Raw genomic sequence first — 23,901 nt, forward strand, 5'->3', positions numbered from 1 at the left:
GTTATGGGTATTGGACCATCGACAAAAGAAACATCATTACATCATTTCAGAGATCCTCTTCTGGAAGTCGTATCTGAGGATACAGATCTGGACCTTCTTGGACTTATTATAGTAGGGACTCCGGATGATAATAAAGATAAGATGCTGGTTGGAACCAGAGCGGCAGCAATGGCTGAGTGTATGCGTGCAGATGGTGTGATCATATCATCAGATGGATGGGGAAATAGTGATGTGGATTATACCAACACATGTGAACAACTTGGTATTCGTGGAATTCCGGTAACGGGACTTAATTTCAGCGGAACGGTTGCGAAGTTCGTTGTAGTCAATGATTATCTGGATGGAATCATTGATATTAATAAGAGTGCCGATGGCACAGAAACAGACGTTGTCGGAGAAAATAATATGGTGAAAGTAGACTGTCTGAAGGCGAAGGCACTTCTGAAACTCAAGATGCGCCATAAAGACGAACTGGAAGGACGTTAAAATATCTGGACAGAATGTCTGAAAAAAGGAAAACGGAGAACTTGTAAAAAGAGAAGATTACCACATTTTGCGATGGAAATCTTCTCTTTTTCTATTTGTCAAATGCCGGATCAATAGGTCCGTATTTGATTTCCGGATGCTGTTCTAACATCCATTGTTTAAAACTGCTCGAATCCCCTTCTGTAAAAGAGTCTTTGTCAAGCATAATTCCTTCTATCTGATCTTTGGAAGTTAATTTATAATAAGTTTTTGCTTCTTCAAATTTTGTGAGATCTTCCCAGTTTACATGATTGTTGATCTTATTGTTGATAAAGAGTGCTATATCTTTCTCACGGATCATCACTTTACATGTCCAGTCTTTTCCATTGAAATATTGTGCGCGTGTCACACGGAAAGTTTTGTCAGCATGCATCCATTTGAAAAATACTCCGCGGTAGAGGGCTATAAAGGAAAGTGTAGCACCAACAGACTGCCATCTGAGCGAAGCGCCTACATGATGAAAATAAATCCAGCCAAAAGTTCCGGCTGCGAAGATTATACAATATACGTAAAAGATGGGAAGCTTCCAGAATTTTGGAGCTGCCCATTTGTCATAACGCTTGCGTGTCATTACATATTCGTTAACAAACATATGATATTCTCCATAAATAAAATTGTAATGCGTGGAAACTGCACAGGCAGTTCCTCTTGTGTGTCAGGATATAAAGATGGCAGTCTGTTAAGACTGCCATCCGGATGTTATTTTGTTTAAATAAGTGCATTGCTTATTTATATGTTTTGCGGATATTAAGCAATACCTTTTGCTTTATCTTTCTTTGCTGCACTAAGTAATGTGTAAGAAGTCCAAAGAAGAACGATACAAATTAAGTTGATGAGCCAGAACATCGGAAGTCCTGTAACCACTTTCCATGCAATGAATACACCGATACATCCGCCGAGCGCATTACCGACTGTGTGTGGTACGTCATATCTGTGTGATTTAATGAACTCGATAGAACAAGCCGGCATTAAGCATGCGCAAGATCCCATGAATACAGGGAAGCATGTAGCAGCATCAACACCAAGAAGCAGACATGTTGCCATACATGGTGCATAAAGACCGAAACCGATATCCATTAAAGCACCCCATAAGATATTAAGAGCTGCGGCAACGATCAGTTTCCATCCGCTTAATCCTGTTGCAGTACCAACAATACCGAAAGGTCCGACACCTAAGTTCTTGCAAAGCATGATCGCAGCAAGAGGAATCATAATGGTTCCAAGAGCAATTCTGATCTTGTTACGTGGCCATTTTGTTACGATGGATGCAAATCCGAATGAACCAACAGCGGCACAGATATACATTACCCATAAGAAGATAGGATCACATTCTACAGAAGTTGTGAAGATGAATGCCTCAAAAATAACTGGGAATGTGTCACCAACATTCAGTGTACCCGGAATGTTGATATCATCAATCTGATTAAAAAGTTTGTACATGAATGTTGATGGTGCATAGGAACCACATCCTAAAGTATCAAGGAAGTTGGCTATGATACCAACCGCAAAAGCGGAACCCCACTGCTTACCTGTAGAACCTTTGAGTTCATCCATGCGGTTCTTGCCTATGTCGACAACAAGGCCGATACCTGTTCCGGCGAACAAAACACCTAATAAAATTTGGATCGCTAATAACATAAATTCATCCCTCCAGATTTTCATATTTAATTGTTGACAAGCTATACATGTGAATGCATAAGTGCAAAATGTATTTTAGCACTTTAAAAAAGAAATCTTATACACCCCGATTTGTAAAGATTTTCTATAAATTCACGCATTGCTTTGTATTAATATTTTACCAATTAAATCGTTAAAAGTCAATCAAACATGAAAATTATAGACAGATTCAATAAGAAAAAGCACGACATCTGAACATGTCGTGCTCTTTCTTATTGGTATGTCATTGAGAGGTTTTTCCTCGTTGCATTGCAGTTTTGTCTTTATATACAAAGCTGGGGAATGCTCCTCTATATAGAGGATGTATATATCAATTGGAGTTCACCTTCGCAAGGTCATTCTTGGGGGAAACGACCAGCTTAGGTATAACTGCAATAACAACCATAATAATGGTTTCTTAAAAACAAATTACTACAATATAATGTCTGATTCTAAAAGAGCAGTTCCCGCATAATAGAATTCTGTTAAGGAACCGCCGTTGGTGTCTGTTTTTAAGTTGATATTAATATAGCACGTTAATTCGATGATGTCAATAAGGATGTAAAAAACTGGCATTGCAACAAGAAAATGTGGAATTGATGGGTGCTCTTTCGTGCAATTTTAATGAATAAATGAGAAATGATGTCAAAAATAATATACAAGAAGCAGCTTGAAGAGTCGGAATTGTGAAAAAATATGAGTGAATAGTAATGTTTGCGGGGAAATATATGTAAATATGCACGAAATATAAATATTGACAGATAATTTCCTGCCTGTTATAATAGGAACAGATTTTACGTGACAAGGGTGTTACTTCTTGAGGAAAGAGAAGTAACGCCCTTTTTGTTTTAGACCAAAGTATGAATGAGACAGTAGAAATTAAGGATAATCAAACCAGGGAATAAAAGGGTCATGTAGAATACTTAAAAGGATAGGAGTGATTATATATGAGTGATCACAAAGAAGCAAAAAGTTTCTCGAGATTCGGTTATATTATGGTAGCGGCCGGTGCTGCGATAGGACTGGGTAATATTTGGAAATTCCCGTATCTGGCTTACGGTGACGGAGGAGGAGCGTTTGTTCTGATTTACATTGTAATCTGTATTCTTCTGGGACATCCGATCGTTCAGGCGGAACAGGCAGTTGGACGTAGAGGACGTGCAAGTGCAGCCGCAAGCTATGGCGTAATTCATCCGAAATGGCGATTTGTCGGAGTAATTAATATAGTATGTACATTTCTCATTGATATTTATTATCTGGTTGTATCCGGATGGGTACTCAAATATTTTGTTACTTATGTAGTGTCCGGTGATTTTGGCAAGGATAAACAGGCATACTTTGATAATTATATCAGCAGTACAACGCAGCCATTGATCTATAGCCTGATTATTATTGCAATCATTGTCTTTTTCCTTTTCTTCGGGATTACGAATATTGTTGAGAAAGCTTCAAAGGTGATTATGCCGATGCTGGCGGTATTACTTCTTGTATGCGGTATTTATGCATTAATCGTTGTGCCGGGAGCTGTGGATGGATTGAAATATTATTTTGTGCCGGATTTCAGTAAATTCGGAATGCAGCAGTTCGCAGATGCATGTATGCAGGTATGTTTCTCTGTTGGTATTGGATGGGGGATCTTTACAACTCTTGGTGCGAGCATGAATAAAGACGCTAATCTGAAGGCGGATGCATGGTGGGTAGATATCTGCGATACCTTTATTGCGCTGCTTGCCGGGTTTGTTATCATCCCGACTGTTGTCGGGACAGGAAGTGAGATGTCTTCCGGACCATCGCTTGTGTTTGTCGCAATGACACAGATTTTTGAAACGTTACCGGGTGGAAGAATTATTGGTATCTTTTTCTTCGCATCTTTGATTTTTGCGGTTATTTCAACATTCTTTACGATTCTTGAAATTCCGCGTATGTATGTACAGGAGAAGACGCATACGTCACATCAGGTTTCTCTGATTATTACAGCGACTCTGGTGTACGGCGGAAGTGTTCTCTGTTCTTTGTCAAAAGGCATACTTAGCTGGTTGAAACTTCCATGGCCGAGTTTTCAGGGAATTGCTTATTATGATATTTATGATTGGTGCGACTGCCTGAGTGGTTATGTACTCCTGCCTCTGGGCGTATTGCTGACGTGTTTCTATATTGTGAAAGCATGGGGATTTAATGAGTATGAAAAAGAACTTACGAATAATGGTAAACATGGAAAGTTATCTATGTATGATAAGTTGTCTCTGGCAGTGATCTGTCCGGTGCTTACATTGATTGTAATACTTCATGTGTTTGGATTTATTTAAGGCATTGAGTGCATCTGATACATTATATATAATAGAAAACCCTGCTGTATGAAAAACAGCAGGGTTTTTGTTTGTTAAGTAAAGTATACAGATAAAACAGCAGCTTTGCGGGATTAATCATCTAACAGGAAATTTTTCGCGTATTCCAGAAATGTCTTGGAAGCCGGTGACAAATCTTCTAAAGAAGAATAGGCCAGGCCTAACTGCCGGGTAATCGTTGGTTTCAGCGGACGTTTGACGAATTTTCCTTGTTGACCACGGAGCAGAAGACCTGGGAGGATAGAGTATCCAAGTTCGTGTTCTACCATAGAAAGAGAAGAAAATTCATTTCGGGTTACGTAACGGATATCCGGATGGATTTTATTCTTTCTTAAGACACGGTGCACATCGCTTCCGGGTGTATATTCAGTGATGATAAAAGGAGCCCCTTCGAATGCTTCGATCGGAATTTCCGCTTCTTTGGCAAGCGGATCGTTTTCCGGAATAACTGCATACATTGGATCGTCCATGACAGGAAGAAATTGATACTTATGATTTTTCTGCAGGCTGATAAATCCGATATCTACGCGGCGCTCCTGAATCCAGTCGGCAAGTTCGCCTTCAACACCCTCGATTACCTGGATGATAATATCCGGATGCTTCTGTTGGAATTCACGGATGATCTTTGGAATCCAGTGAATCGAACAGCTGAGATAAGTACCGATCCGGATTGTGCCTCTTTGAGCACCGTTTAACGCTGCAATTTCCTGATGAATCACCTCGTCGGCATTCAATAATGTGCGGATTGCCGGAATCAGTGATTTGGCCTCATTTGTAAGTCTGATACCGTGGTGATCTTTGATATAGAGTGGAAATCCGACCTTTTTTTCCAGGTTTTTCATCATTTGTGTAATGCCGGATTGTGTGTAACCGAGTTCTGCGCCTACACGGGTAAAGCTGCCGTAATCATCTACGGCCAGCATGATTTTCCAACTTTTGATGTCCATTCTTTTATTCTCCAATGTATAAAAAATACAAAAATTCGTGAAAATTTATTTGCTTATTAATAGTAGCGAAAAAATATAAAAATTACAAGTAAATAAAATTAAAATTTTTAAAAATATCATATGACCGAAGAAAGTGTCGGTGTCTGACACCGGATTTTAGCGTATGAATCCAAATACATTCAGAATAATGATCACCATGAAGACCGGAACGACAATGTGAGTAAGAATCTTATCATATAAAGTAATTCTTCCGAATTTGCCGTTGTTCGTAAGTTCTTTTTCGTATTCTTCAAATCCCCAGACCTTGGATACGAAGAGACAGACAAGAAGACAACCGAGCGGAAGCAGGATATATCCGGTAAATGTGTCAAGCCAGTCATAGAGTCCGAGATAGGATATACCGGAAGCGTCCAGCCATGGAAGCTTTATACCGCTTAATACTCCGAATCCGAGAGAAACGATAATGTTGCCGGCCCCGATGATCAGAGAAATGATAAGTGTTGCCTTGATCCGGCCCATTTTCAGGTTATCTTCGAAAGTGCGGATAGAAATCTCAAAGAATGTAAATAATGATGAAATCACGGCAAATACAATCGCAAGGAAGAAACAGATGCCGATCAGACGTCCTCCAGGCAGTTTGCTGAAGATGCCGGTCATTACAAGGAATATCAGGCTCGGGCCGCTTTGCATATCGACTCCGCCTGCGAATGCGGATGGAATAATTACAAAGCCGGCAAGGATGGCAGCACCGGTATCGCAGATGGATACAAGAATGGCATCGCTCTTTAGATTATTCTTTTTTGGAATATTTGCCCCCAGTGTTTCATAGATTCCCCAGCCGATACCTACAGAGAAGAGCACCTGTGTTGCAGCCTGGGAAAATACGGTGAAATTGAACTTGCTGAAATCAGGAAGAAGATAGTATTTTAATCCTTCAATTGCGTTATCGGTTACAAAGATCGCCCAGATACCACATATAATAAGGAAGAGAAAGAGTATCGGCATGATAATCTTGGTTACTTTTTCTACAAGATTGGTGATTCCGAACAGTAACAATATAGAGACGAATGCCAGTAAGATCATAGCCCAAATAATCGGTTCGACAGTTGAAGTAGTAAAATCTGTGAAGTAGGCCTGTTTGTCGGAACCGAAGTCGCCGCTTATAATGTATTGAAAAGCGTACTTGAGTACCCATCCACCGACAACGACATAATACATATTGATAAGTAGTGTACAGATATTTGCCAGCCAGCCGACAAATCCCCATTTTTTATTAATACGTTCAAAACAGGTTACTGTGTCAGAAGCGCTGTGGCGTCCGATTGCAGTCTCCATCTCTACCATTGGATGAGCCATGACGGCAACAATCAGGATATAGACGACCAGAAATACACCGCCACCGCCCTGATAAGCGAGGTATGGGAATTTCCAGATGTTTCCTAGTCCGATTGCAGCACCGGCCGCAACCATGATGTATCCAAACCTTGAGCTCCATTCACGAGATTGATTTCCATTTTCGCTCATATGTAACACGCTCCATTCTCTATTATATTTTTGCAAAAAAGGGAAGCAAAACATCTCTGATGTCTGACTTCCCTGTCTGCACTGGTTTATAGTAACAGTATAGTCTGAAAAAATGAAAATATCAATAGAGATATTAGAAAACATAATGCAGATATAATGAAAAGTGATACTTTTAGCGAAAAATTAACAGCGCCGATATAAAAGAGAATCTGAAAGATTGTACGGTAAAAAAAACAAAAATAGTACTTGCATTATCTGCCGGATTGGGATATACTAAGAGAGCTGTGACATGATAGCGTTGAAGCGTGAGGTTGCTGCTGGAGATCAGCAGGTTTTCCGTGGAGCGAATGTCAAGTTAGGAAACTGGCGACAAGTCACTGTACGAAACTACTATAACAGCCACTGCGATGTGGTAACAACGTGTGGGTTCTCACGACACACACGGGAGAGTGTACAGTCACCGCTTGTCGTACTCGATTATAAGTACGAAAAGGAGGCGACTTTTTTTATGGCAAGTCAAGTAATGAGAATCACTTTAAAGGCGTATGATCATCAGTTAGTAGATGCATCCGCTAAGAAAATCATCGAAACTGTAAAGAAAAATGGATCTAAGGTGAGTGGACCTGTACCACTTCCGACAAAGAAGGAAGTAGTTACAATCTTAAGAGCTGTTCACAAATACAAAGATTCCAGAGAGCAGTTCGAACAGAGAACTCATAAGAGACTGATCGATATCATTGCACCGACACAGAAGACTGTAGATGCATTATCAAGACTGGAAATGCCAGCTGGTGTAGCTATTGATATCAAAATGAAATAAGAAGCAGTAATTCCTATAATTTAGGATGAGCGTCCGAAAAAAGGGCGTTCCGCTGTAAATCACAGGAGGTAAAATAAAATGAAGAAAGCTATTTTAGCAACAAAAGTCGGAATGACTCAGATCTTCAACGAAGACGGAACACTTACTCCGGTAACAGTTCTTCAGGCAGGACCTTGCGCTGTAACACAGATCAAGACTGTTGAGAATGACGGATATGAAGCTGTTCAGGTTGGGTTCGTTGACAAGAAAGACAAGATCATCAACAAAGACAAAGGTGGAAAGAAAGAAATCGTTCACCGTCACGGTGTAACAAAGGCAGAGCAGGGACATTTTGCTAAAGCCGGTGTTACAGGTAAGAAATTTGTAAGAGAATTTAAATTTGAAAATGCTAGCGAATATGAGTTAGGTCAGGAAATCAAAGCTGATATCTTCGCTGCTGGAGATAAGATTGATGCAACTGCAATCTCTAAAGGAAAAGGATTCCAGGGTGCAATCAAACGTCACAATCAGTCAAGAGGACCTATGGCTCATGGTTCTAAGTATCATCGCCATGCTGGTTCAAACGGTGCTTGTTCAGATCCAAGTAAAGTATTCAAAGGAAAACACATGCCGGGACATATGGGAAGTAAGAAGATTACAGTCCAGAACCTTGTAGTTGTACGTGTTGATGCTGAGAATAACTTACTTCTGGTTAAAGGTTCAGTACCGGGACCTAAGAAATCTTTAGTAACTATCAAAGAAGCAGTAAAAGCTAACTAAGATTTGGCGAAGGAAGGAGGACACTTAAGATGGCTAACGTATCTGTTTATAATATCGAAGGTAAAGAAGTTGGTAAGATCGACTTAAGCGATGCTGTATTCGGTGTTGAAGTAAATGAACATCTTGTACACATGGCAGTTGTAAGCCAGCTTGCAAATAACCGTCAGGGAACACAGAAAGCGAAAACACGTTCTGAAGTTTCTGGTGGTGGAAGAAAACCATGGAGACAGAAAGGAACCGGTCATGCAAGACAGGGATCCACAAGAGCTCCACAGTGGACAGGCGGCGGAGTTGTATTCGCACCAGTTCCGAGAGATTATTCTTTCAAAATGAATAAGAGAGAGAAGAGAGCAGCTCTGAAATCTGCACTCACATCAAGAGTTGAAGAAAACAAATTTATCGTAATCGATGAGATCAACTTTGAAGAAGCAAAGACAAAGAACTTTGCAAACATTCTTAAGAATTTAGATGTATCTAAAGCATTAGTAGTATTAGAGGATGACAACAAAAATGCAGAACTTTCAGCAAGAAACATTGCTGACATCAAGACTGCAAAGACTAATACAATCAATGTGTACGATATCTTAAAATACAACACAGTAATCACAACAAAAGCTGTTGTTGCTAAAATCGAGGAGGTGTACGCATAATGGCAAACGTTCAGTATTATGATGTAATCCTTAAACCTGTAGTAACAGAAAAGAGTATGGAACTTATGGGAGAAAAGAAATACACTTTCTTGGTACACCCAGAAGCAACAAAATCTCAGATTAAAGAAGCTGTTGAAAAAATGTTTACCGGAACAAAAGTTGAGAAAGTAAACACAATGAATAACGATGGAAAGAAGAAAAGAGTTCGTGGAACTTACAACTTCGGAAAAACAGCTAAAACTAAGAAAGCAATCGTAAAACTTACAGAGGATAGCGCAGATATCGAGATCTTCCAGGGATTATAAGATTGCAAAGCATACGGACAGAAACCGTGACAATAAACAATTGAAAGGAGATTTATCATGGGAATTAAAACATACCGCCCATATACGCCTTCCAGAAGACAGATGACTGGTTCTGATTTCTCTGAAATCACAAAGACAACACCAGAAAAATCTCTGTTAGCTCCAAAGAGCAGACAGGCTGGACGTAATAATCAAGGAAAAATCACAGTTAGACACCGCGGAGGCGGAGCTAAGAAAAAATATAGAATTATCGACTTCAAGAGAAGAAAAGACAATATCCACGCAACTGTACTTGGTATCGAATATGATCCAAACAGAACAGCTAATATTGCTCTGATCTGCTATGAAGATGGTGAAAAAGCATATATCATCGCTCCAGAAGGACTTACAGATGGAATGACAATTATGAATGGACCAGAAGCCGAAGTTAAAATCGGTAACTGCCTTCCATTAGCACAGATTCCGGTTGGTACTCAGGTTCATAACATTGAGCTTCATCCTGGAAAAGGTGGACAGATGGTTCGTTCCGCTGGTAACAGTGCTCAGTTAATGGCGAAAGAAGGAAAATATGCGACACTCAGACTTCCATCAGGAGAAATGAGAATGGTACCGCTTGAGTGCAGAGCTTCTGTCGGAGTTGTTGGAAATGGTGATCACAACCTGATCAACATTGGTAAAGCAGGACGTAAACGTCATATGGGAATCAGACCTACAGTTCGTGGTTCTGTTATGAACCCGAATGACCATCCGCATGGTGGTGGTGAAGGTAAGACAGGAATCGGTCGTCCGGGTCCGTGTACACCTTGGGGCAAACCAGCACTTGGTCTTAAGACAAGAAAGAAAAATAAAGCTTCTAACAAGATGATCGTAAGAAGAAGAGATGGTAAAGCAATTAAATAGTTTTCATAAGGAGGTTAGAACCTATGGCACGTTCTATTAAAAAAGGACCATTCGCAGACGCAAGCCTGCTTAAAAAGGTTGATGCTATGAACGAGGCTGGAGACAAGTCTGTAATCAAGACATGGTCCCGTCGTTCTACAATCTTCCCAAGCATGATCGGACATACAATTGCTGTTCATGACGGAAGAAAGCATGTACCTGTATATGTTACTGAAGATATGGTTGGACACAAACTCGGAGAGTTCGTAGCAACCAGAACCTACAGAGGACACGGAAAAGACGAAAAGAAATCCAAAGTTAGATAATTAGATTGTGAAAGGAGGGTTCATCCATGGCTAAAGGACATAGATCCCAAATTAAAAGAGAAAGAAATGCTAACAAAGATACAAGACCTTCTGCTAAGTTATCTTACGCAAGAGTTTCTGTTCAGAAAGCATGCTTCGTATTAGATGCCATCAGAGGTAAGGATGTAACAACAGCACTTGGTATTTTGACATACAATCCAAGATATGCTTCTAGTTTAATAAAGAAATTATTAGAGTCTGCAATTGCAAATGCTGAGAATAACAACGGCATGAATGCTGAGAATCTGTACATTGCAGAGGCTTATGCAAACAAAGGACCAACAATGAAGAGAATCAGACCTAGAGCACAGGGTAGAGCTTACAGAATCGAAAAGAGAATGAGCCACATTACACTCGTGCTTGATGAAAGATAAGGAGGGCAAACATGGGACAGAAAGTTAATCCTCATGGTTTGAGAGTCGGAGTTATCAAAGACTGGGACTCAAGATGGTATGCAGAGAAAGATTTCGCAGACTGCTTAGTGGAAGACCATGAAATCAGAACATATCTTAAAAAGAGATTATACAGTGCTGGTATTTCTAAAATTGAAATCGAGAGAGCATCTGACCGCGTAAAGATCATCGTTTACACAGCAAAACCTGGTGTTGTAATCGGTAAAGGCGGAGCAGAGATCGAGAAAGTAAAAGGTGAATTAGCACAGTTTACAGATAAAAAGTTAATCGTTGACATCAAAGAAATCAAGAGACCGGATAAAGATGCTCAGTTAGTAGCTGAGAACATCGCATTACAGCTTGAGAACCGTATTTCTTTCAGACGTGCAATGAAATCCTGCATGTCAAGAACTATGAAATCTGGAGCACTTGGTGTTAAGACTTCTGTATCAGGACGTCTTGGTGGAGCTGACATGGCTCGTACAGAGTTCTACAGCGAGGGAACAATTCCTCTTCAGACACTGAGAGCAGACATTGACTACGGATTCGCTGAAGCAAACACAACTTACGGAAAAGTTGGTGTTAAAGTTTGGATCTACAAAGGCGAAGTTCTTCCGGAGAAAACAGTTAAGGAAGGAGATAGATAATCATGTTAATGCCAAAAAGAGTAAAACGTCGTAAACAATTCCGTGGTACCATGAAGGGTAAAGCTCTTCGCGGTAACCAGATTACAAACGGTGAATATGGTATCGTTGCAACGGAACCTTGCTGGATCCGTTCTAACCAGATCGAAGCAGCCCGTATCGCTATGACACGTTACATCAAGCGTGGTGGTAAAGTTTGGATCAAGATATTCCCAGATAAACCTGTAACTACGAAACCAGCTGAGACACGTATGGGTTCTGGTAAAGGAACCTTAGAATACTGGGTAGCTGTTGTTAAACCGGGACGCGTTCTTTTTGAGATCGCAGGTGTACCGGAAGAAGTTGCGAAAGAGGCTCTTCGTCTTGCAACTCACAAGCTGCCATGTAAATGTAAAGTAGTTTCTCGCGCAGACTTAGAAGGCGGTGATAACAGTGAAAATTAATGCATTTGTTGAAGATTTAAAAGCAAAATCAGCTGCAGAGCTGAATGAAGAATTAGTAGCTGCTAAAAAGGAACTTTTTAATTTAAGATTCCAGAACGCAACAAACCAGTTGGACAATACAAGCAGAATTAAAGAAGTAAGAAGAAATATTGCCAGAATTCAGACAGTAATCACTGAAAAGGCAGCTCAGTAGAAACTGAAAACTCACAAAATGAAAGGAGTTACAGACTGTGGAAAGAAATCTTAGAAAAACCAGAGTTGGTAAGGTTGTCAGCAACAAGATGGACAAAACTATCGTTGTAGCAATCGAAGATCATGTAAAACATCCACTTTACAAGAAGATTGTAAAGAAGACATATAAATTAAAAGCACATGATGAAAACAATGAGTGCAATATCGGCGACAAAGTAAAAGTTATGGAAACAAGACCTCTGTCAAAAGACAAGAGATGGAGACTTGTTGAAGTTATGGAAAAAGTGAAATAGTATAAGGAGGGAAACCTGCATGATACAGCAAGAAAGCAGACTTAAAGTAGCAGACAACACAGGTGCGAAAGAGTTACTGTGTATCCGTGTACTTGGCGGTTCAACAAGAAGATATGCAAGTATCGGTGATGTAATCGTTGCGACTGTTAAAGATGCAACACCAGGCGGCGTTGTTAAAAAAGGTGACGTAGTTAAAGCTGTAGTTGTTCGTACTGTAAACAGTACACGTCGTAAAGATGGATCTTACATCCGTTTCGATGAAAATGCTGCTGTAATTATAAAAGATGATAAGACACCAAGAGGAACCCGTATCTTCGGGCCAGTAGCAAGAGAGCTTCGTGACAAACAGTTCATGAGAATTGTTTCTCTGGCTCCGGAAGTACTTTAAGGAGGTGCGCGTAAGATGTCAATGTTAAAGATCAAAAAAGGTGATACAGTTAAGGTTATCGCCGGTAAAGATAAAGACAAAGAAGGCAAAGTTATCGCTGTTAACCAGAAGACAGGAAAGGTTATCGTTGAAGGCGTAAATATGCTGACAAAGCACACAAAACCAAGTGCTCAGAACCAGGAAGGCGGAATCGTTCGTCAGGAAGGACCAATCGATATCTCTAACGTAATGTATGTTCACAAAGGAACTGCTACAAGAGTTGGTATCAAGATGGATGGAGACAAAAAAGTACGTTACGCTAAATCAACAGGCGAAGTGATTGATTAATTTGAGGAAGGAGGTCCAAAGCTTTGAGTAGACTGAAAGAACAGTACCAGAACGAGATCGTTGATGCAATGATCAAAAAGTTCGGTTATAAAAATATTATGGAAGTACCAAAACTCGATAAAGTTGTTATCAACATGGGTGTTGGTGAAGCAAAAGATAACGCAAAACTTTTAGATGCTGCAATCGCTGACATGGAGAAAATCACAGGTCAGAAGGCTGTAGTTTGTAAAGCTAAAAAGTCCGTTGCTAACTTTAAAATCAGAGAGGGTATGCCGATCGGATGTAAAGTTACATTAAGAGGAGAAAAGATGTATGAGTTCGTTGACCGTCTGGTTAACCTTGCTCTTCCTCGTGTACGTGACTTTAGAGGTGTAAATCCTAACGCATTTGACGGAAGAGGTAACTATGCTCTCGGAATTAAAGAGCAGCTGATCTTCCCTGAGATCGAATACGATAAAGTAGATAAGGTAAGAGGTATGGATATCATCTTCGTTACTACTGCTAATACAGATGAAGAGGCACGCGAACTGCTCACTCAGTTCAACATGCCATTTACAAAATAAGGAGGTAAATTATGGCTAAGACAGCAATGAAAGTGAAACAGCAGCGCAAGCAGAAGTTCTCCACAAGAGAATACAATCGTTGCAGAATCTGTGGACGTCCACATGCATATTTGAGAAAATATGGTATCTGCCGTGTTTGCTTCCGTGAGTTAGCATACAAGGGACAGATTCCAGGTGTTAAGAAAGCAAGTTGGTAGGAGGAAAGAACAATGACAATGAGTGATCCAATCGCAGATATGCTTACAAGAATCCGTAATGCAAATACTGCTAAACATGATACTGTAGATGTTCCAGCATCCAAGATGAAGCTTGCTATCGCTAATATCTTGTTAGATGAAGGATATATCGAGAAATACGATGTTGTTGAAGACGGAGTATTCAAAACAATTCACATCACACTGAAATACGGTGCTGATAAGAACGAGAAAGTTATCACAGGCCTTAAGAGAATTTCTAAACCAGGTCTTCGTGTATACGCTTCAAGCGAGAATGTACCTAAGGTATTTGGTGGACTTGGAACAGCAATCATTTCCACAAACCAGGGTGTAATCACTGACAAAGCTGCAAGAAAGCTTGGTATCGGTGGAGAAGTTCTCTGCTATATTTGGTAAGAAACCCGTGAGCAACTTAGTGAAGGTGTGCCGTAAGGCACAGCCTGAACTGATTGCCATATAGAAACTGAAAACAGAGAAGCCATAAGAGCTTTTCCGAGAATCTAAGTTAAGGAGGAATAAGGTATGTCACGTATCGGAAGACATCCAATCGCTATCCCGGCAGGCGTAACTGTTGAGATCGCTGAGAACAATGTAGTGACTGTTAAAGGTCCAAAGGGAACACTTGAGAAAGCACTTCCTACAGAGATGGAAATCAAACAGGAAGGCGAAGAAATCGTTGTAACAAGACCAAATGACTTAAAGAAAATGAAATCTTTACATGGTCTTACAAGAACACTGATCAATAACATGGTTATTGGTGTAACGGAAGGATACCAGAAGGTTCTGGAAGTTAACGGTGTTGGATACAGAGCAGCAAAATCAGGTAACAAATTAACACTGAACCTTGGTTATTCTCATCCAGTCGAGATGGAAGATCCTGAAGGCATTGAGACAGTAGTTGAAGGTCAGAACAAGATCATCGTTAAAGGACTCAGTAAAGAAAAAGTTGGTCAGTTTGCGGCTGAGATCAGAGACAAGAGAAGACCGGAGCCATACAAAGGTAAAGGTATTAAGTATGCTGATGAAGTTATCAGACGTAAAGTTGGTAAGACTGGTAAAAAATAAGTAAGGAGAGTGTGAAAATGGTTAGCAAAAAATCAAGAAGTGAAGTTCGCGTAAACAAGCACAGAAAATTACGTAACCGTTTATCTGGTACAGCTGAGTGCCCACGTTTAGCGGTATTCAGAAGTAATAATCATATGTATGCTCAAATTATTGACGATACAGTTGGAAATACACTGGTTTCCGCTTCCACTCTTCAGAAAGATGTGAAAGCAAACCTGGAGAAAACTAACAACGTTGATGCAGCAGCATATTTAGGAAAAGTAATCGCAGAAAAGGCCCTTGAAAAAGGTATTAAAGACGTTGTCTTCGACAGAGGCGGATTTATTTATCAGGGTAAAGTACAGGCATTAGCAGACGCAGCTAGAGAAGCTGGGTTGAATTTCTAGAAGGAGGAGCACACATGAGACAGGAACGTATTGATGCTAATTCATTAGAATTAAACGAAAAAGTAGTATCAATTAAACGTGTAACCAAAGTTGTTAAGGGTGGCCGTAATATGAGATTCACAGCTTTAGTAGTTGTTGGTGACGGAAATGGCCATGTTGGTGCAGGTTTAGGAAAAGCTACAGAAATTCCGGAAGCAATCCGCAAAGGAAAAGAAGATGCAGCTAAAAATCTCATCTCTGTAGCATTAGATGAAAATGACAGTGTAACACATGATTATATCGGTAAATTCGGAGGCGCTTCTGTATTACTTAAGAAGGCTCCAGAAGGTACTGGAGTTATCGCTGGTGGTCCAGCACGTGCCGTAATCGAGATGGCAGGAATCAAGAATATCCGTACAAAATCTCTTGGTTCTAACAACAAACAGAACGTTGTACTTGCTACAATCGAAGGATTACGCCAGATTAAAACTCCGGAAGAAGTAGCTAAGCTTCGCGGTAAATCTGTTGAAGAGATCTTTGGCTAAGGAGGTAGAACAAAATGGCAGATTTAAAAATCACATTAGTAAAATCTACAATCGGTGCTGTACCTAAGCATAAGAAAACTGTTGAAGCATTAGGACTTAAGAAGCTGAACAAAACTGTTGTACTTCCAGATAATGCAGCAACAAGAGGTATGGTTAAACAGGTTTCTCACCTGGTAAAAGTAGAAGAAGTATAATTCATTTATTCGGATAAGGAGGTGTCACAATGGATTTATCTAACTTAAGACCTGCTGACGGATCAAAGCAGAGTGATAATTTCAGAAGAGGACGTGGACACGGTTCTGGAAATGGTAAGACAGCTGGTAAGGGACATAAAGGTCAGAAAGCTCGTTCAGGCGGTACAAGACCTGGTTTCGAAGGTGGTCAGATGCCATTATATAGAAGAATACCAAAGAGAGGTTTCACTAACAGAAACACTAAGACAATCGTTGCTATCAACGTAAGTGCTCTTGAAGTATTTGAAAATGATACAGTTGTTACTGTAGATACATTAATCGAACAGGGTATCGTTACAAATCCAAAGGATGGAGTTAAGATTCTTGGAAATGGCGAACTTACTAAGAAGCTTACAGTTCAGGCAGATGCATTCAGTGCAGGAGCTGTAGCTAAGATCGAGGCGTTAGGTGGAAAAGCAGAGGTGATCTAATGTTAGAAGCATTTCGAAAGGCATTCAAGATAAAGGATATTCGAAAGAAGATCGGATATACATTTTTGATGTTAATCGTAATACGAATTGGATCGCAGTTGCCAACACCAGGCGTAAATGGTGAATATATTAAGAATTTCTTTGCTCAAAACACTGGAGAGGCGTTCAATTTGTTTAACGCCTTCACCGGTGGCTCTTTTGAGCAAATGTCTGTATTTGCCTTAAGTATTACACCTTATATTACTTCATCAATCATAGTTCAGCTGCTTACAATTGCAATTCCGCAGTTAGAAGAGATGCAGCGTGACGGCGAGACTGGAAGAAAGAAGATTGTTGCTATTACAAGATATCTTACCGTTGGTCTTGCTTTAATTGAATCCGGCGCTATGGCAGTTGGATTCGGCCGTCAGGGACTTCTGGTGAAGTATAATTTTGTTAATGCAGCAATTGTCGTATTAACACTCACGGCAGGATCCGCTTTCCTGATGTGGATTGGTGAGAGAATTACAGAAAAAGGTGTGGGCAATGGTATATCTATTGTCCTGGTGATCAACATTATCTCTCGTATTCCGAGTGATATGACGACGTTATTTGACCAGTTCGTGAAAGGAAAAGCGATTGCTTCCGCTGGTCTTGCAGTATGTGTAATCATTGCAATCATCTTAGCATTGGTTGTTTTTACCGTAATCCTGCAGGATGGAGAAAGAAGAATTGCTGTACAGTATTCCCAGAAAGTGGTTGGAAGAAGATCATATGGTGGACAGTCCACTAATATTCCGCTGAAGGTTAACACGGCAGGCGTTATCCCTATTATCTTTTCATCATCTTTGATGCAGTTTCCAATCGTAATTGCAACTTTTCTTGGAAAAGATAATGGTAGTGGAATCGGAAGTGAGATTCTTCGTGGATTAAACCAGAGCAACTGGTGTAATCCGGAACAGATCAAGTATTCGTGGGGACTGGTACTATATATTGTCCTGACTGTATTCTTCGCATATTTTTACACTTCAATTACATTTAATCCATTGGAGATTGCAAATAATATGAAGAAGAGCGGTGGATTTATACCGGGAATTCGTCCGGGAAGACCAACAGTAGAATATTTGACAAAAATCTTGAATTATATTATTTTTGTTGGTGCATGCGGATTGATTCTGGTACAGATTGTTCCGATATTATTCAACGGATGGCTTGGAGCAAAAGTATCCTTTGGTGGTACTTCTCTGATCATTATTGTCAGTGTAGTATTGGAAACGCTTAAGCAAATTGATTCAATGACACTTGTAAGAACATACAAGGGATTTTTAAATAGTTAATATTTTGACTCGCGGGAAGTTTTTTTCGCGGGTTAAAATGCTATAAGGAGGAACCGCCAAATGAAAATTATTATGTTAGGTGCCCCAGGAGCGGGCAAAGGAACCCAGGCAAAAAAAATTGCAGCAAAATATGATATCCCACACATTTCCACAGGAGATATCTTCAGAGCCAATATCAAGAATGGTACAGAACTGGGAAATAAGGCAAAAACATACATGGATCAGGGCTTGTTAGTTCCGGATGAACTGGTAGTAGATCTCGTAGTAGACCGCGTACAGCAGGATGATTGCAAGAACGGATATGTTTTGGATGGTTTTCCGAGAACAATTCCACAGGCAGAAGCACTGGATAAGGCACTTGCAGCACTGGGAGACAAGGTTGACTATGCAATCGATGTAAATGTCCCGGATGAGAATATTGTAAACCGTATGGGTGGACGACGCGCATGCGTAGGATGTGGAGCAACTTATCATCTGGTATATGCACCGACAAAGACAGAGGGAATCTGTGATGTTTGCGGAAAAGAACTGATTTTAAGAGATGATGATAAACCAGAGACAGTTCAGAAGAGACTGAACGTATATCATGAGCAGACACAGCCGTTGATTGATTATTATACAAAAGCCGGTATTTTAAAAACTGTTGACGGAACAGTTGATATTAATGATGTATTTGCAGCAATCGTAGAGATACTTGGAGCATAAGATCATGGCAATTACAATTAAGTCCGAAAGAGAAATCGAATTAATGGCGGAAGCCGGTAAGATACTTGAACGGGTTCATAATGAACTGGAGAAAGCACTCCGTCCGGGAATGAGTACGAAAGATATTGATACTCTGGGTGAGGAGATTATCAGAAGTTATGGATGCATTCCTTCTTTTTTGAATTATAATGGATATCCGGCATCCATCTGTGTATCAGTGAATCAGGAAGTTGTTCATGGAATTCCGGATAAACACAGGATCATTCAGGAAGGCGATATTGTCAGTCTGGACGCAGGAGTTATTTATAAGGGCTATCATTCAGATGCGGCAAGAACGCATGCGGTCGGTGAAGTCAGTGAGGAAGCAAAAAAATTGATTCGGGTTACAAAAGAAAGCTTCTTCGAAGGAATAAAATTTGCCAAAGCAGGGAATCATTTATTTGATATATCCGGTGCGATCGGCAGATATGCAGAAGAAAGAGGTTATGGTGTTGTAAGAGATCTATGTGGACATGGAATCGGAACAGCACTTCATGAGGCACCTGAAATCCCGAATTATGAAGTGGGACGTAAAGGTGTGAGATTAAGACCAGGTATGACACTTGCCATCGAGCCGATGATCAATATAGGAACACATGAAGTTGACTGGCTGGACGATGACTGGACAGTTGTAACAAGAGATGGTTCTTTATCGGCACATTATGAGAATACGATATTGATCACCGAAGGCGAACCTAGAATTCTGTCCTTAACCTGTGAGAATGAATAGACTTATATAAGTAAGAGGAAACAGATATGGTGATATATGAAGCAGGCATGCTTGCAAGATCAAAAGCCGGACATGATAAAGCAAAGATGTATATCATAAATGAAGTGGACGATACATATGTATATCTGGTGGATGGACGAATCAGAACACTCGTCCATCCTAAAAAAAAGAAAAAAAAACATGTGCAGATCGTTCATGGCACATATAATATGAAAGAACTTGATGATGCAGGCATAAGAAAGTTAATTAAGGATTGGATGAAAGAAGAAAAGTAGGAGGAAGATAGAATGTCAAAGGCTGACGTTATTGAAATTGAAGGAACTGTAGTAGAAAAACTGCCAAACGCAATGTTTCAGGTAGAACTTGAGAATGGACATCAAGTATTAGCTCATATCAGCGGTAAACTGAGAATGAACTTCATCAAGATCCTGCCGGGAGATAAAGTAACATTAGAACTGTCTCCATATGATCTTTCAAAAGGAAGAATCATCTGGAGAGATAAATAAATTCAAAAAAACTATTGACTTATATTGCAAATAGATGCTATACTATATAAGCACGTTTTCTAGGCATGCTTATGCACTGAAATCTCTGAGTTGCGATTTCAAATGGAAATGTGTAGCAACAAAGGCATAGCAATGGATGAAAGGAGGATCCCCGTGAAGGTTAGATCATCAGTAAAACCAATTTGCGAAAAATGCAAAGTAATTAAAAGAAAAGGAAGCGTTCGCATTATCTGCGAAAATCCAAAACACAAACAGCGTCAGGGTTAATTTCTGAGGAATGTTTGATGTATTTAGGCGGCTGATAGTGGACACGCCAGGCGGTGTGGAAACTATTTTAAATATACAAGGCGCACCCGAAAGACCGGTGATGATCCTCGTATATTGCTTCTAATGCCGGCTCGTCATTACCGCATAGCTTCCAACACTATGAGCGGTGGCCGGAAAGGGCATGATACCGAACATGCCTGGGACAAAAATACAGGTCCCCTATTAAAGACAATTAACAATGAAAGAAAATGGAGGAAATTCACATGGCTCGTATAGCAGGTGTAGACTTACCAAGAGACAAACGTGTTGAGATCGGACTGACTTATATCTACGGAATCGGTAGAACAAGCGCAACTCGTATCTTGACAGAGGCAGGAGTTAATCCTGATATTCGTTGTAGAGATCTTACAGACGATGATGTAAAGAAAATCAGTGCTGTAATCGATGAGACACAGACAGTAGAAGGTGATCTTCGTAGAGAAATCGCTCTCAACATCAAGAGATTACAGGAAATCGGATGCTATAGAGGAATCCGTCACAGAAAAGGACTTCCGGTTCGTGGTCAGAAGACTAAGACAAATGCAAGAACAAGAAAAGGTCCTAAGAGAACAGTAGCAAACAAGAAGAAATAATTTATTTGAGGAAAGAGTAGGTTAGTTTTATTATGGCAAAGAAAGTTACAAAAAAAGTGACAAAGAAACGTGTCAAGAAAAACGTTGAACACGGACAGGCTCACATCCAGTCATCTTTTAATAACACAATCGTAACATTAACAGATGCACAGGGAAATGCTCTGTCATGGGCAAGTGCAGGCGGTCTCGGATTCAGAGGTTCAAGAAAATCTACCCCTTATGCAGCTCAGATGGCAGCTGAAACAGCAGCTAAAGCAGCATTAGTACATGGTTTAAAATCAGTTGACGTAATGGTTAAAGGACCAGGTTCAGGTAGAGAAGCAGCAATTCGTGCTCTGCAGGCATGCGGAATCGATGTAACAAGTATCAGAGACGTTACACCAGTACCACACAATGGTTGCCGTCCACCAAAACGCAGAAGAGTCTAGTACTATTATTATTCACTACGTTAACGGATTGTATGTGTCCGAATTATATAGGAGGAAAACAAAAACATGGCAGTAAATAGAGTTCCGGTTCTTAAAAGATGCAGATCCCTCGGAATGGATCCAGTTTATTTAGGAATTGATAAAAAGTCTAACAGACAGTTAAAAAGAGCGAATAGAAAAATGAGCGAGTATGGTCTCCAGTTACGTGAGAAACAGAAAGCAAAATTCATCTATGGTGTATTAGAGAAACCTTTCCTGAACTACTTCAAGAAAGCATCTAAGATGAATGGTATGACAGGTGAAAACCTGATGGTACTCTTAGAGTCAAGACTTGACAACGTTGTATTCCGTCTTGGACTTGCCAGAACAAGACGTGAAGCAAGACAGATCGTTGACCACAAGCACGTGCTTGTAAACGGAAAACAGATCAACATCCCTTCATACCTTGTAAAGGCAGGAGATGTTGTAGAAATCAAAGAAGCTAAGAAAAACTCACCAAGATACAAAGAGATCGTTGAGGTTACAGGCGGACGTCTTGTTCCAGAATGGTTAGAAGCTGATCTGGAAGGTCTGAAAGGAACAGTAAAAGAACTTCCAAAACGTGAAGCAATCGATGTTCCTGTAGATGAGATGTTAATCGTCGAGTTGTATTCTAAATAATAAACCGTAACCCACAGGAGGTGGACTTAGTGTTTGATTTTAATAAACCCAATATTGAAATAACTGATATTTCAGATGATAAGAAATATGGTAGATTCGTTGTAGAACCTCTTGAAAGAGGTTATGGTACAACATTAGGTAATTCTCTTAGAAGAATTATGCTTTCATCTTTGCCTGGTTCAGCAATCAGCCAGGTTAAGATCGATGGTGTACTTCATGAATTCAGTTCTATTCCGGGTGTTAAGGAAGATGTCACAGAGATTATCATGAACCTGAAATCTCTGGCAATCAAAAACACATCTGAATCTGATGAGCCTAAGACTGCTTATATTGAGTTCGAAGGCGAAGGAGTTGTAACAGCAGCTGACATTCAGGTGGATCAGGATATTGAAATCATGAACCCGGAGACTGTAATCGCTACATTAAACGGCGGTGCAGACAGCAAATTGTATATGGAACTTACCATTACAAATGGAAGAGGCTACGTGAGTGCTGATAAGAATAAGAATGACGAACTGCCAATCGCAGTGATTCCAATTGATTCTATCTACACTCCAGTGGAACGAGTGAACCTTACAGTAGAGAATACCCGTGTCGGACAGATTACAGACTTTGATAAACTTACACTGGATGTATACACGAACGGCACACTGCTTCCGGATGAAGCTGTAAGTTTGGCTGCAAAGGTACTTAGTGAACATCTGAAACTCTTTATTGATCTGTCAGAAGTAGCACAGGCTGCTGAAGTTATGATTGAAAAAGAAGACGATGAAAAAGAAAAAGTTCTTGAGATGAGCATTGACGAACTTGAACTTTCTGTTCGTTCATACAATTGCCTGAAGAGAGCTGGTATCAATACAGTTGAAGAACTGACAAACAGAACACCGGAAGATATGATGAAAGTACGTAACCTTGGACGTAAGTCTCTGGAAGAAGTACTTGCAAAATTAGATGAGTTAGGCTTAAGCCTCAGCAAAGGTGAAGAATAATCTGTCAGTAAGCCCGTAAGTGCATGGCAGAGCATTTGGCTAGTAAGCCCGAAGAAGCATAACCAAGTGTTATAATGGAGGATATTTAAAATGGCAAAATATAGAAAACTTGGCAGAACATCAAGCCAGAGAAAAGCATTATTAAGAAACCAGGTAACAGCACTTCTGAACAACGGTAAGATCGTTACAACAGAAGCTAAGGCTAAAGAGATCCGCAAGATCGCTGAAGGACTTATCGCATTAGCTGTTAAAGAAAAAGATAACTTCGAAGAAGTTACTGTAAAAGCTAAAGTTGCCCGCAAAGATAAAGATGGCAAGAGAGTAAAAGAAGTTGTAGATGGTAAGAAAGTTACTGTATATGACGAAGTTGATAAAACAATCAAAAAGGATATGCCAAGCAGACTGCATGCTCGTCGTCAGATGCTGAAGGTTCTTTATCCTGTAAAGGAAGTTCCAACTGCACAGGCTGGAAAGAAGAAAAATACAAAAGAAGTTGATCTTGTAGCAAAATTATTCGATGAGATCGCTCCTAAGTATGCAGATCGTAACGGTGGATACACAAGAATCGTTAAGATTGGTCAGCGTAAAGGTGATGCAGCTATGGAAGTTCTGATTGAACTTGTATAGTTAGAAGTCAATAAAAATATTGAAAACCTCACACAATCATGTGTGAGGTTTTTTTCTGCATAAATGACACAGAAAAAAGACAGACAGGAAATTTCGTAAAACAGATAATCAAAGATTTGTTAAAAATCTGA

General features: G+C 40.1%; 38 protein-coding genes. 34 read left to right on the top strand and 4 right to left on the bottom strand.

From position 1 onward, the window contains the following. Positions 1-3 precede the first annotated feature (3 nt). On the top strand, positions 4-486 hold the full coding sequence (locus GT508_RS05010) for a glycine/sarcosine/betaine reductase component B subunit (RefSeq protein WP_055214632.1): 483 nt from the start codon (positions 4-6) through the stop codon (positions 484-486). Between the two features lie 91 nt (positions 487-577). Here GT508_RS05010 and GT508_RS05015 read toward each other — a convergent pair whose 3' ends face one another. Together GT508_RS05015 and GT508_RS05020 are read right to left on the bottom strand one after the other, a co-directional pair. Further along, complete coding sequence (locus GT508_RS05015; RefSeq protein WP_161143699.1) at positions 578-1,117, bottom strand: YcxB family protein; 540 nt, start codon at positions 1,115-1,117, stop codon at positions 578-580. 155 nt (positions 1,118-1,272) lie between these two features. After that, on the bottom strand, positions 1,273-2,163 hold the full coding sequence (locus tag GT508_RS05020; RefSeq protein ID WP_117597704.1) for a permease: 891 nt from the start codon (positions 2,161-2,163) through the stop codon (positions 1,273-1,275). Between the two features lie 965 nt (positions 2,164-3,128). Here GT508_RS05020 and GT508_RS05025 point away from each other — a divergent pair. Beyond that, positions 3,129-4,487, top strand: a complete 1,359-nt coding sequence (locus GT508_RS05025) for a sodium-dependent transporter (RefSeq protein WP_161143700.1) — start codon at positions 3,129-3,131, stop codon at positions 4,485-4,487. Positions 4,488-4,600: 113 nt separating this feature from the next. Here GT508_RS05025 and GT508_RS05030 read toward each other — a convergent pair whose 3' ends face one another. After that, positions 4,601-5,473, bottom strand: a complete 873-nt coding sequence (locus tag GT508_RS05030) for a LysR family transcriptional regulator (protein WP_161143701.1) — start codon at positions 5,471-5,473, stop codon at positions 4,601-4,603. A 156-nt stretch (positions 5,474-5,629) separates the two neighbouring features. After that, positions 5,630-6,997, bottom strand: coding sequence for a sodium-dependent transporter (locus GT508_RS05035; protein ID WP_161143702.1), 1,368 nt, complete (start codon positions 6,995-6,997; stop codon positions 5,630-5,632). Positions 6,998-7,505: 508 nt separating this feature from the next. On the opposite strand from GT508_RS05035, the gene rpsJ reads away from it, so the two are divergent. From rpsJ to GT508_RS05195, 32 genes are all read left to right on the top strand, one after another. Next, positions 7,506-7,817: a 30S ribosomal protein S10 gene (gene rpsJ, locus GT508_RS05040; RefSeq protein WP_006427379.1), complete on the top strand. Its 312-nt coding sequence runs from the start codon at positions 7,506-7,508 to the stop codon at positions 7,815-7,817. Between the two features lie 78 nt (positions 7,818-7,895). Next, positions 7,896-8,576, top strand: a complete 681-nt coding sequence (gene rplC / locus GT508_RS05045) for a 50S ribosomal protein L3 (protein ID WP_055283717.1) — start codon at positions 7,896-7,898, stop codon at positions 8,574-8,576. A gap of 29 nt (positions 8,577-8,605) precedes the next feature. After that, positions 8,606-9,226: a 50S ribosomal protein L4 gene (rplD, locus tag GT508_RS05050; RefSeq protein ID WP_117597701.1), complete on the top strand. Its 621-nt coding sequence runs from the start codon at positions 8,606-8,608 to the stop codon at positions 9,224-9,226. Next, entirely contained in the window at positions 9,226-9,531 is a 306-nt protein-coding gene (gene rplW / locus GT508_RS05055; RefSeq protein WP_006427386.1) for a 50S ribosomal protein L23, read from the top strand. The genes rplD and rplW overlap by 1 nt, the downstream gene beginning before the upstream one ends. Positions 9,532-9,588: 57 nt before the next feature. Beyond that, a complete protein-coding gene (gene rplB, locus GT508_RS05060; RefSeq protein ID WP_055283721.1) occupies positions 9,589-10,431 on the top strand; it encodes a 50S ribosomal protein L2 in 843 nt (280 codons plus the stop codon). 23 nt (positions 10,432-10,454) lie between these two features. After that, the gene (gene rpsS / locus GT508_RS05065; RefSeq protein ID WP_006427388.1) at positions 10,455-10,736 is read left to right on the top strand and encodes a 30S ribosomal protein S19; all 282 of its coding nucleotides are present in this window, start codon (positions 10,455-10,457) and stop codon (positions 10,734-10,736) included. Between the two features lie 26 nt (positions 10,737-10,762). Continuing rightward, positions 10,763-11,149, top strand: a complete 387-nt coding sequence (rplV, locus tag GT508_RS05070; RefSeq protein WP_004607294.1) for a 50S ribosomal protein L22 — start codon at positions 10,763-10,765, stop codon at positions 11,147-11,149. 11 nt (positions 11,150-11,160) lie between these two features. After that, the gene (gene rpsC, locus GT508_RS05075) at positions 11,161-11,814 is read left to right on the top strand and encodes a 30S ribosomal protein S3 (protein ID WP_006427389.1); all 654 of its coding nucleotides are present in this window, start codon (positions 11,161-11,163) and stop codon (positions 11,812-11,814) included. A gap of 2 nt (positions 11,815-11,816) precedes the next feature. After that, on the top strand, positions 11,817-12,254 hold the full coding sequence (gene rplP / locus GT508_RS05080; protein WP_006427390.1) for a 50S ribosomal protein L16: 438 nt from the start codon (positions 11,817-11,819) through the stop codon (positions 12,252-12,254). After that, positions 12,244-12,447, top strand: a complete 204-nt coding sequence (gene rpmC / locus GT508_RS05085; RefSeq protein ID WP_028088456.1) for a 50S ribosomal protein L29 — start codon at positions 12,244-12,246, stop codon at positions 12,445-12,447. The genes rplP and rpmC overlap by 11 nt, the downstream gene beginning before the upstream one ends. Before the next feature lie 37 nt (positions 12,448-12,484). Continuing rightward, positions 12,485-12,739 carry a 30S ribosomal protein S17 gene (gene rpsQ / locus GT508_RS05090; protein ID WP_022416483.1) on the top strand — a complete coding sequence of 85 codons (255 nt, stop codon included), beginning with the start codon at positions 12,485-12,487 and terminating at the stop codon, positions 12,737-12,739. A 19-nt stretch (positions 12,740-12,758) separates the two neighbouring features. Next, positions 12,759-13,127 (top strand): 50S ribosomal protein L14, encoded by a 369-nt coding sequence (gene rplN, locus GT508_RS05095; protein WP_006427393.1) that lies wholly within the window; start codon positions 12,759-12,761, stop codon positions 13,125-13,127. A 15-nt stretch (positions 13,128-13,142) separates the two neighbouring features. Continuing rightward, positions 13,143-13,454: a 50S ribosomal protein L24 gene (gene rplX, locus GT508_RS05100; protein WP_022416484.1), complete on the top strand. Its 312-nt coding sequence runs from the start codon at positions 13,143-13,145 to the stop codon at positions 13,452-13,454. Positions 13,455-13,477: 23 nt separating this feature from the next. Beyond that, complete coding sequence (rplE, locus tag GT508_RS05105) at positions 13,478-14,017, top strand: 50S ribosomal protein L5 (protein ID WP_028088455.1); 540 nt, start codon at positions 13,478-13,480, stop codon at positions 14,015-14,017. An 11-nt stretch (positions 14,018-14,028) separates the two neighbouring features. Next, positions 14,029-14,214 (top strand): type Z 30S ribosomal protein S14, encoded by a 186-nt coding sequence (locus GT508_RS05110; protein WP_006427396.1) that lies wholly within the window; start codon positions 14,029-14,031, stop codon positions 14,212-14,214. Positions 14,215-14,226: 12 nt separating this feature from the next. Beyond that, positions 14,227-14,628: a 30S ribosomal protein S8 gene (rpsH, locus tag GT508_RS05115; protein ID WP_055283723.1), complete on the top strand. Its 402-nt coding sequence runs from the start codon at positions 14,227-14,229 to the stop codon at positions 14,626-14,628. A 126-nt stretch (positions 14,629-14,754) separates the two neighbouring features. Beyond that, positions 14,755-15,297, top strand: a complete 543-nt coding sequence (gene rplF / locus GT508_RS05120; RefSeq protein ID WP_028088453.1) for a 50S ribosomal protein L6 — start codon at positions 14,755-14,757, stop codon at positions 15,295-15,297. Between the two features lie 17 nt (positions 15,298-15,314). Further along, complete coding sequence (gene rplR, locus GT508_RS05125; protein ID WP_022415193.1) at positions 15,315-15,683, top strand: 50S ribosomal protein L18; 369 nt, start codon at positions 15,315-15,317, stop codon at positions 15,681-15,683. A 14-nt stretch (positions 15,684-15,697) separates the two neighbouring features. Then, a complete protein-coding gene (rpsE, locus tag GT508_RS05130) occupies positions 15,698-16,207 on the top strand; it encodes a 30S ribosomal protein S5 (protein WP_006427400.1) in 510 nt (169 codons plus the stop codon). Positions 16,208-16,221: 14 nt separating this feature from the next. Next, positions 16,222-16,401: a 50S ribosomal protein L30 gene (rpmD, locus tag GT508_RS05135; protein WP_006427401.1), complete on the top strand. Its 180-nt coding sequence runs from the start codon at positions 16,222-16,224 to the stop codon at positions 16,399-16,401. Between the two features lie 29 nt (positions 16,402-16,430). Beyond that, on the top strand, positions 16,431-16,871 hold the full coding sequence (gene rplO, locus GT508_RS05140; RefSeq protein WP_161143703.1) for a 50S ribosomal protein L15: 441 nt from the start codon (positions 16,431-16,433) through the stop codon (positions 16,869-16,871). Next, positions 16,871-18,187, top strand: coding sequence for a preprotein translocase subunit SecY (gene secY, locus GT508_RS05145; protein WP_055283727.1), 1,317 nt, complete (start codon positions 16,871-16,873; stop codon positions 18,185-18,187). The genes rplO and secY overlap by 1 nt, the downstream gene beginning before the upstream one ends. Before the next feature lie 60 nt (positions 18,188-18,247). Beyond that, complete coding sequence (locus tag GT508_RS05150) at positions 18,248-18,892, top strand: adenylate kinase (protein WP_055283729.1); 645 nt, start codon at positions 18,248-18,250, stop codon at positions 18,890-18,892. Between the two features lie 4 nt (positions 18,893-18,896). After that, complete coding sequence (gene map / locus GT508_RS05155) at positions 18,897-19,661, top strand: type I methionyl aminopeptidase (protein ID WP_055283731.1); 765 nt, start codon at positions 18,897-18,899, stop codon at positions 19,659-19,661. Positions 19,662-19,687: 26 nt separating this feature from the next. Further along, a complete protein-coding gene (locus GT508_RS05160) occupies positions 19,688-19,936 on the top strand; it encodes a KOW domain-containing RNA-binding protein (RefSeq protein WP_161143704.1) in 249 nt (82 codons plus the stop codon). Positions 19,937-19,948: 12 nt separating this feature from the next. Then, positions 19,949-20,167, top strand: coding sequence for a translation initiation factor IF-1 (infA, locus tag GT508_RS05165; RefSeq protein ID WP_004607275.1), 219 nt, complete (start codon positions 19,949-19,951; stop codon positions 20,165-20,167). Positions 20,168-20,320: 153 nt separating this feature from the next. Next, positions 20,321-20,434 carry a 50S ribosomal protein L36 gene (gene rpmJ / locus GT508_RS05170; RefSeq protein ID WP_005339020.1) on the top strand — a complete coding sequence of 38 codons (114 nt, stop codon included), beginning with the start codon at positions 20,321-20,323 and terminating at the stop codon, positions 20,432-20,434. A gap of 263 nt (positions 20,435-20,697) precedes the next feature. Further along, positions 20,698-21,066 carry a 30S ribosomal protein S13 gene (rpsM, locus tag GT508_RS05175; RefSeq protein WP_022415191.1) on the top strand — a complete coding sequence of 123 codons (369 nt, stop codon included), beginning with the start codon at positions 20,698-20,700 and terminating at the stop codon, positions 21,064-21,066. A 32-nt stretch (positions 21,067-21,098) separates the two neighbouring features. Beyond that, a complete protein-coding gene (rpsK, locus tag GT508_RS05180) occupies positions 21,099-21,494 on the top strand; it encodes a 30S ribosomal protein S11 (protein WP_005332330.1) in 396 nt (131 codons plus the stop codon). Positions 21,495-21,560: 66 nt separating this feature from the next. Continuing rightward, positions 21,561-22,154 carry a 30S ribosomal protein S4 gene (gene rpsD, locus GT508_RS05185; protein WP_028088447.1) on the top strand — a complete coding sequence of 198 codons (594 nt, stop codon included), beginning with the start codon at positions 21,561-21,563 and terminating at the stop codon, positions 22,152-22,154. Positions 22,155-22,183: 29 nt separating this feature from the next. Next, positions 22,184-23,143: a DNA-directed RNA polymerase subunit alpha gene (locus GT508_RS05190; RefSeq protein ID WP_022415190.1), complete on the top strand. Its 960-nt coding sequence runs from the start codon at positions 22,184-22,186 to the stop codon at positions 23,141-23,143. Between the two features lie 90 nt (positions 23,144-23,233). Next, positions 23,234-23,770 carry a bL17 family ribosomal protein gene (locus tag GT508_RS05195; RefSeq protein ID WP_006427410.1) on the top strand — a complete coding sequence of 179 codons (537 nt, stop codon included), beginning with the start codon at positions 23,234-23,236 and terminating at the stop codon, positions 23,768-23,770. The last annotated feature ends 131 nt before the right edge of the window (positions 23,771-23,901 follow it).

Source organism: Dorea sp. BIOML-A1 (assembly GCF_009875615.1).
Lineage (GTDB): Bacteria > Bacillota > Clostridia > Lachnospirales > Lachnospiraceae > Dorea_A > Dorea_A amylophila.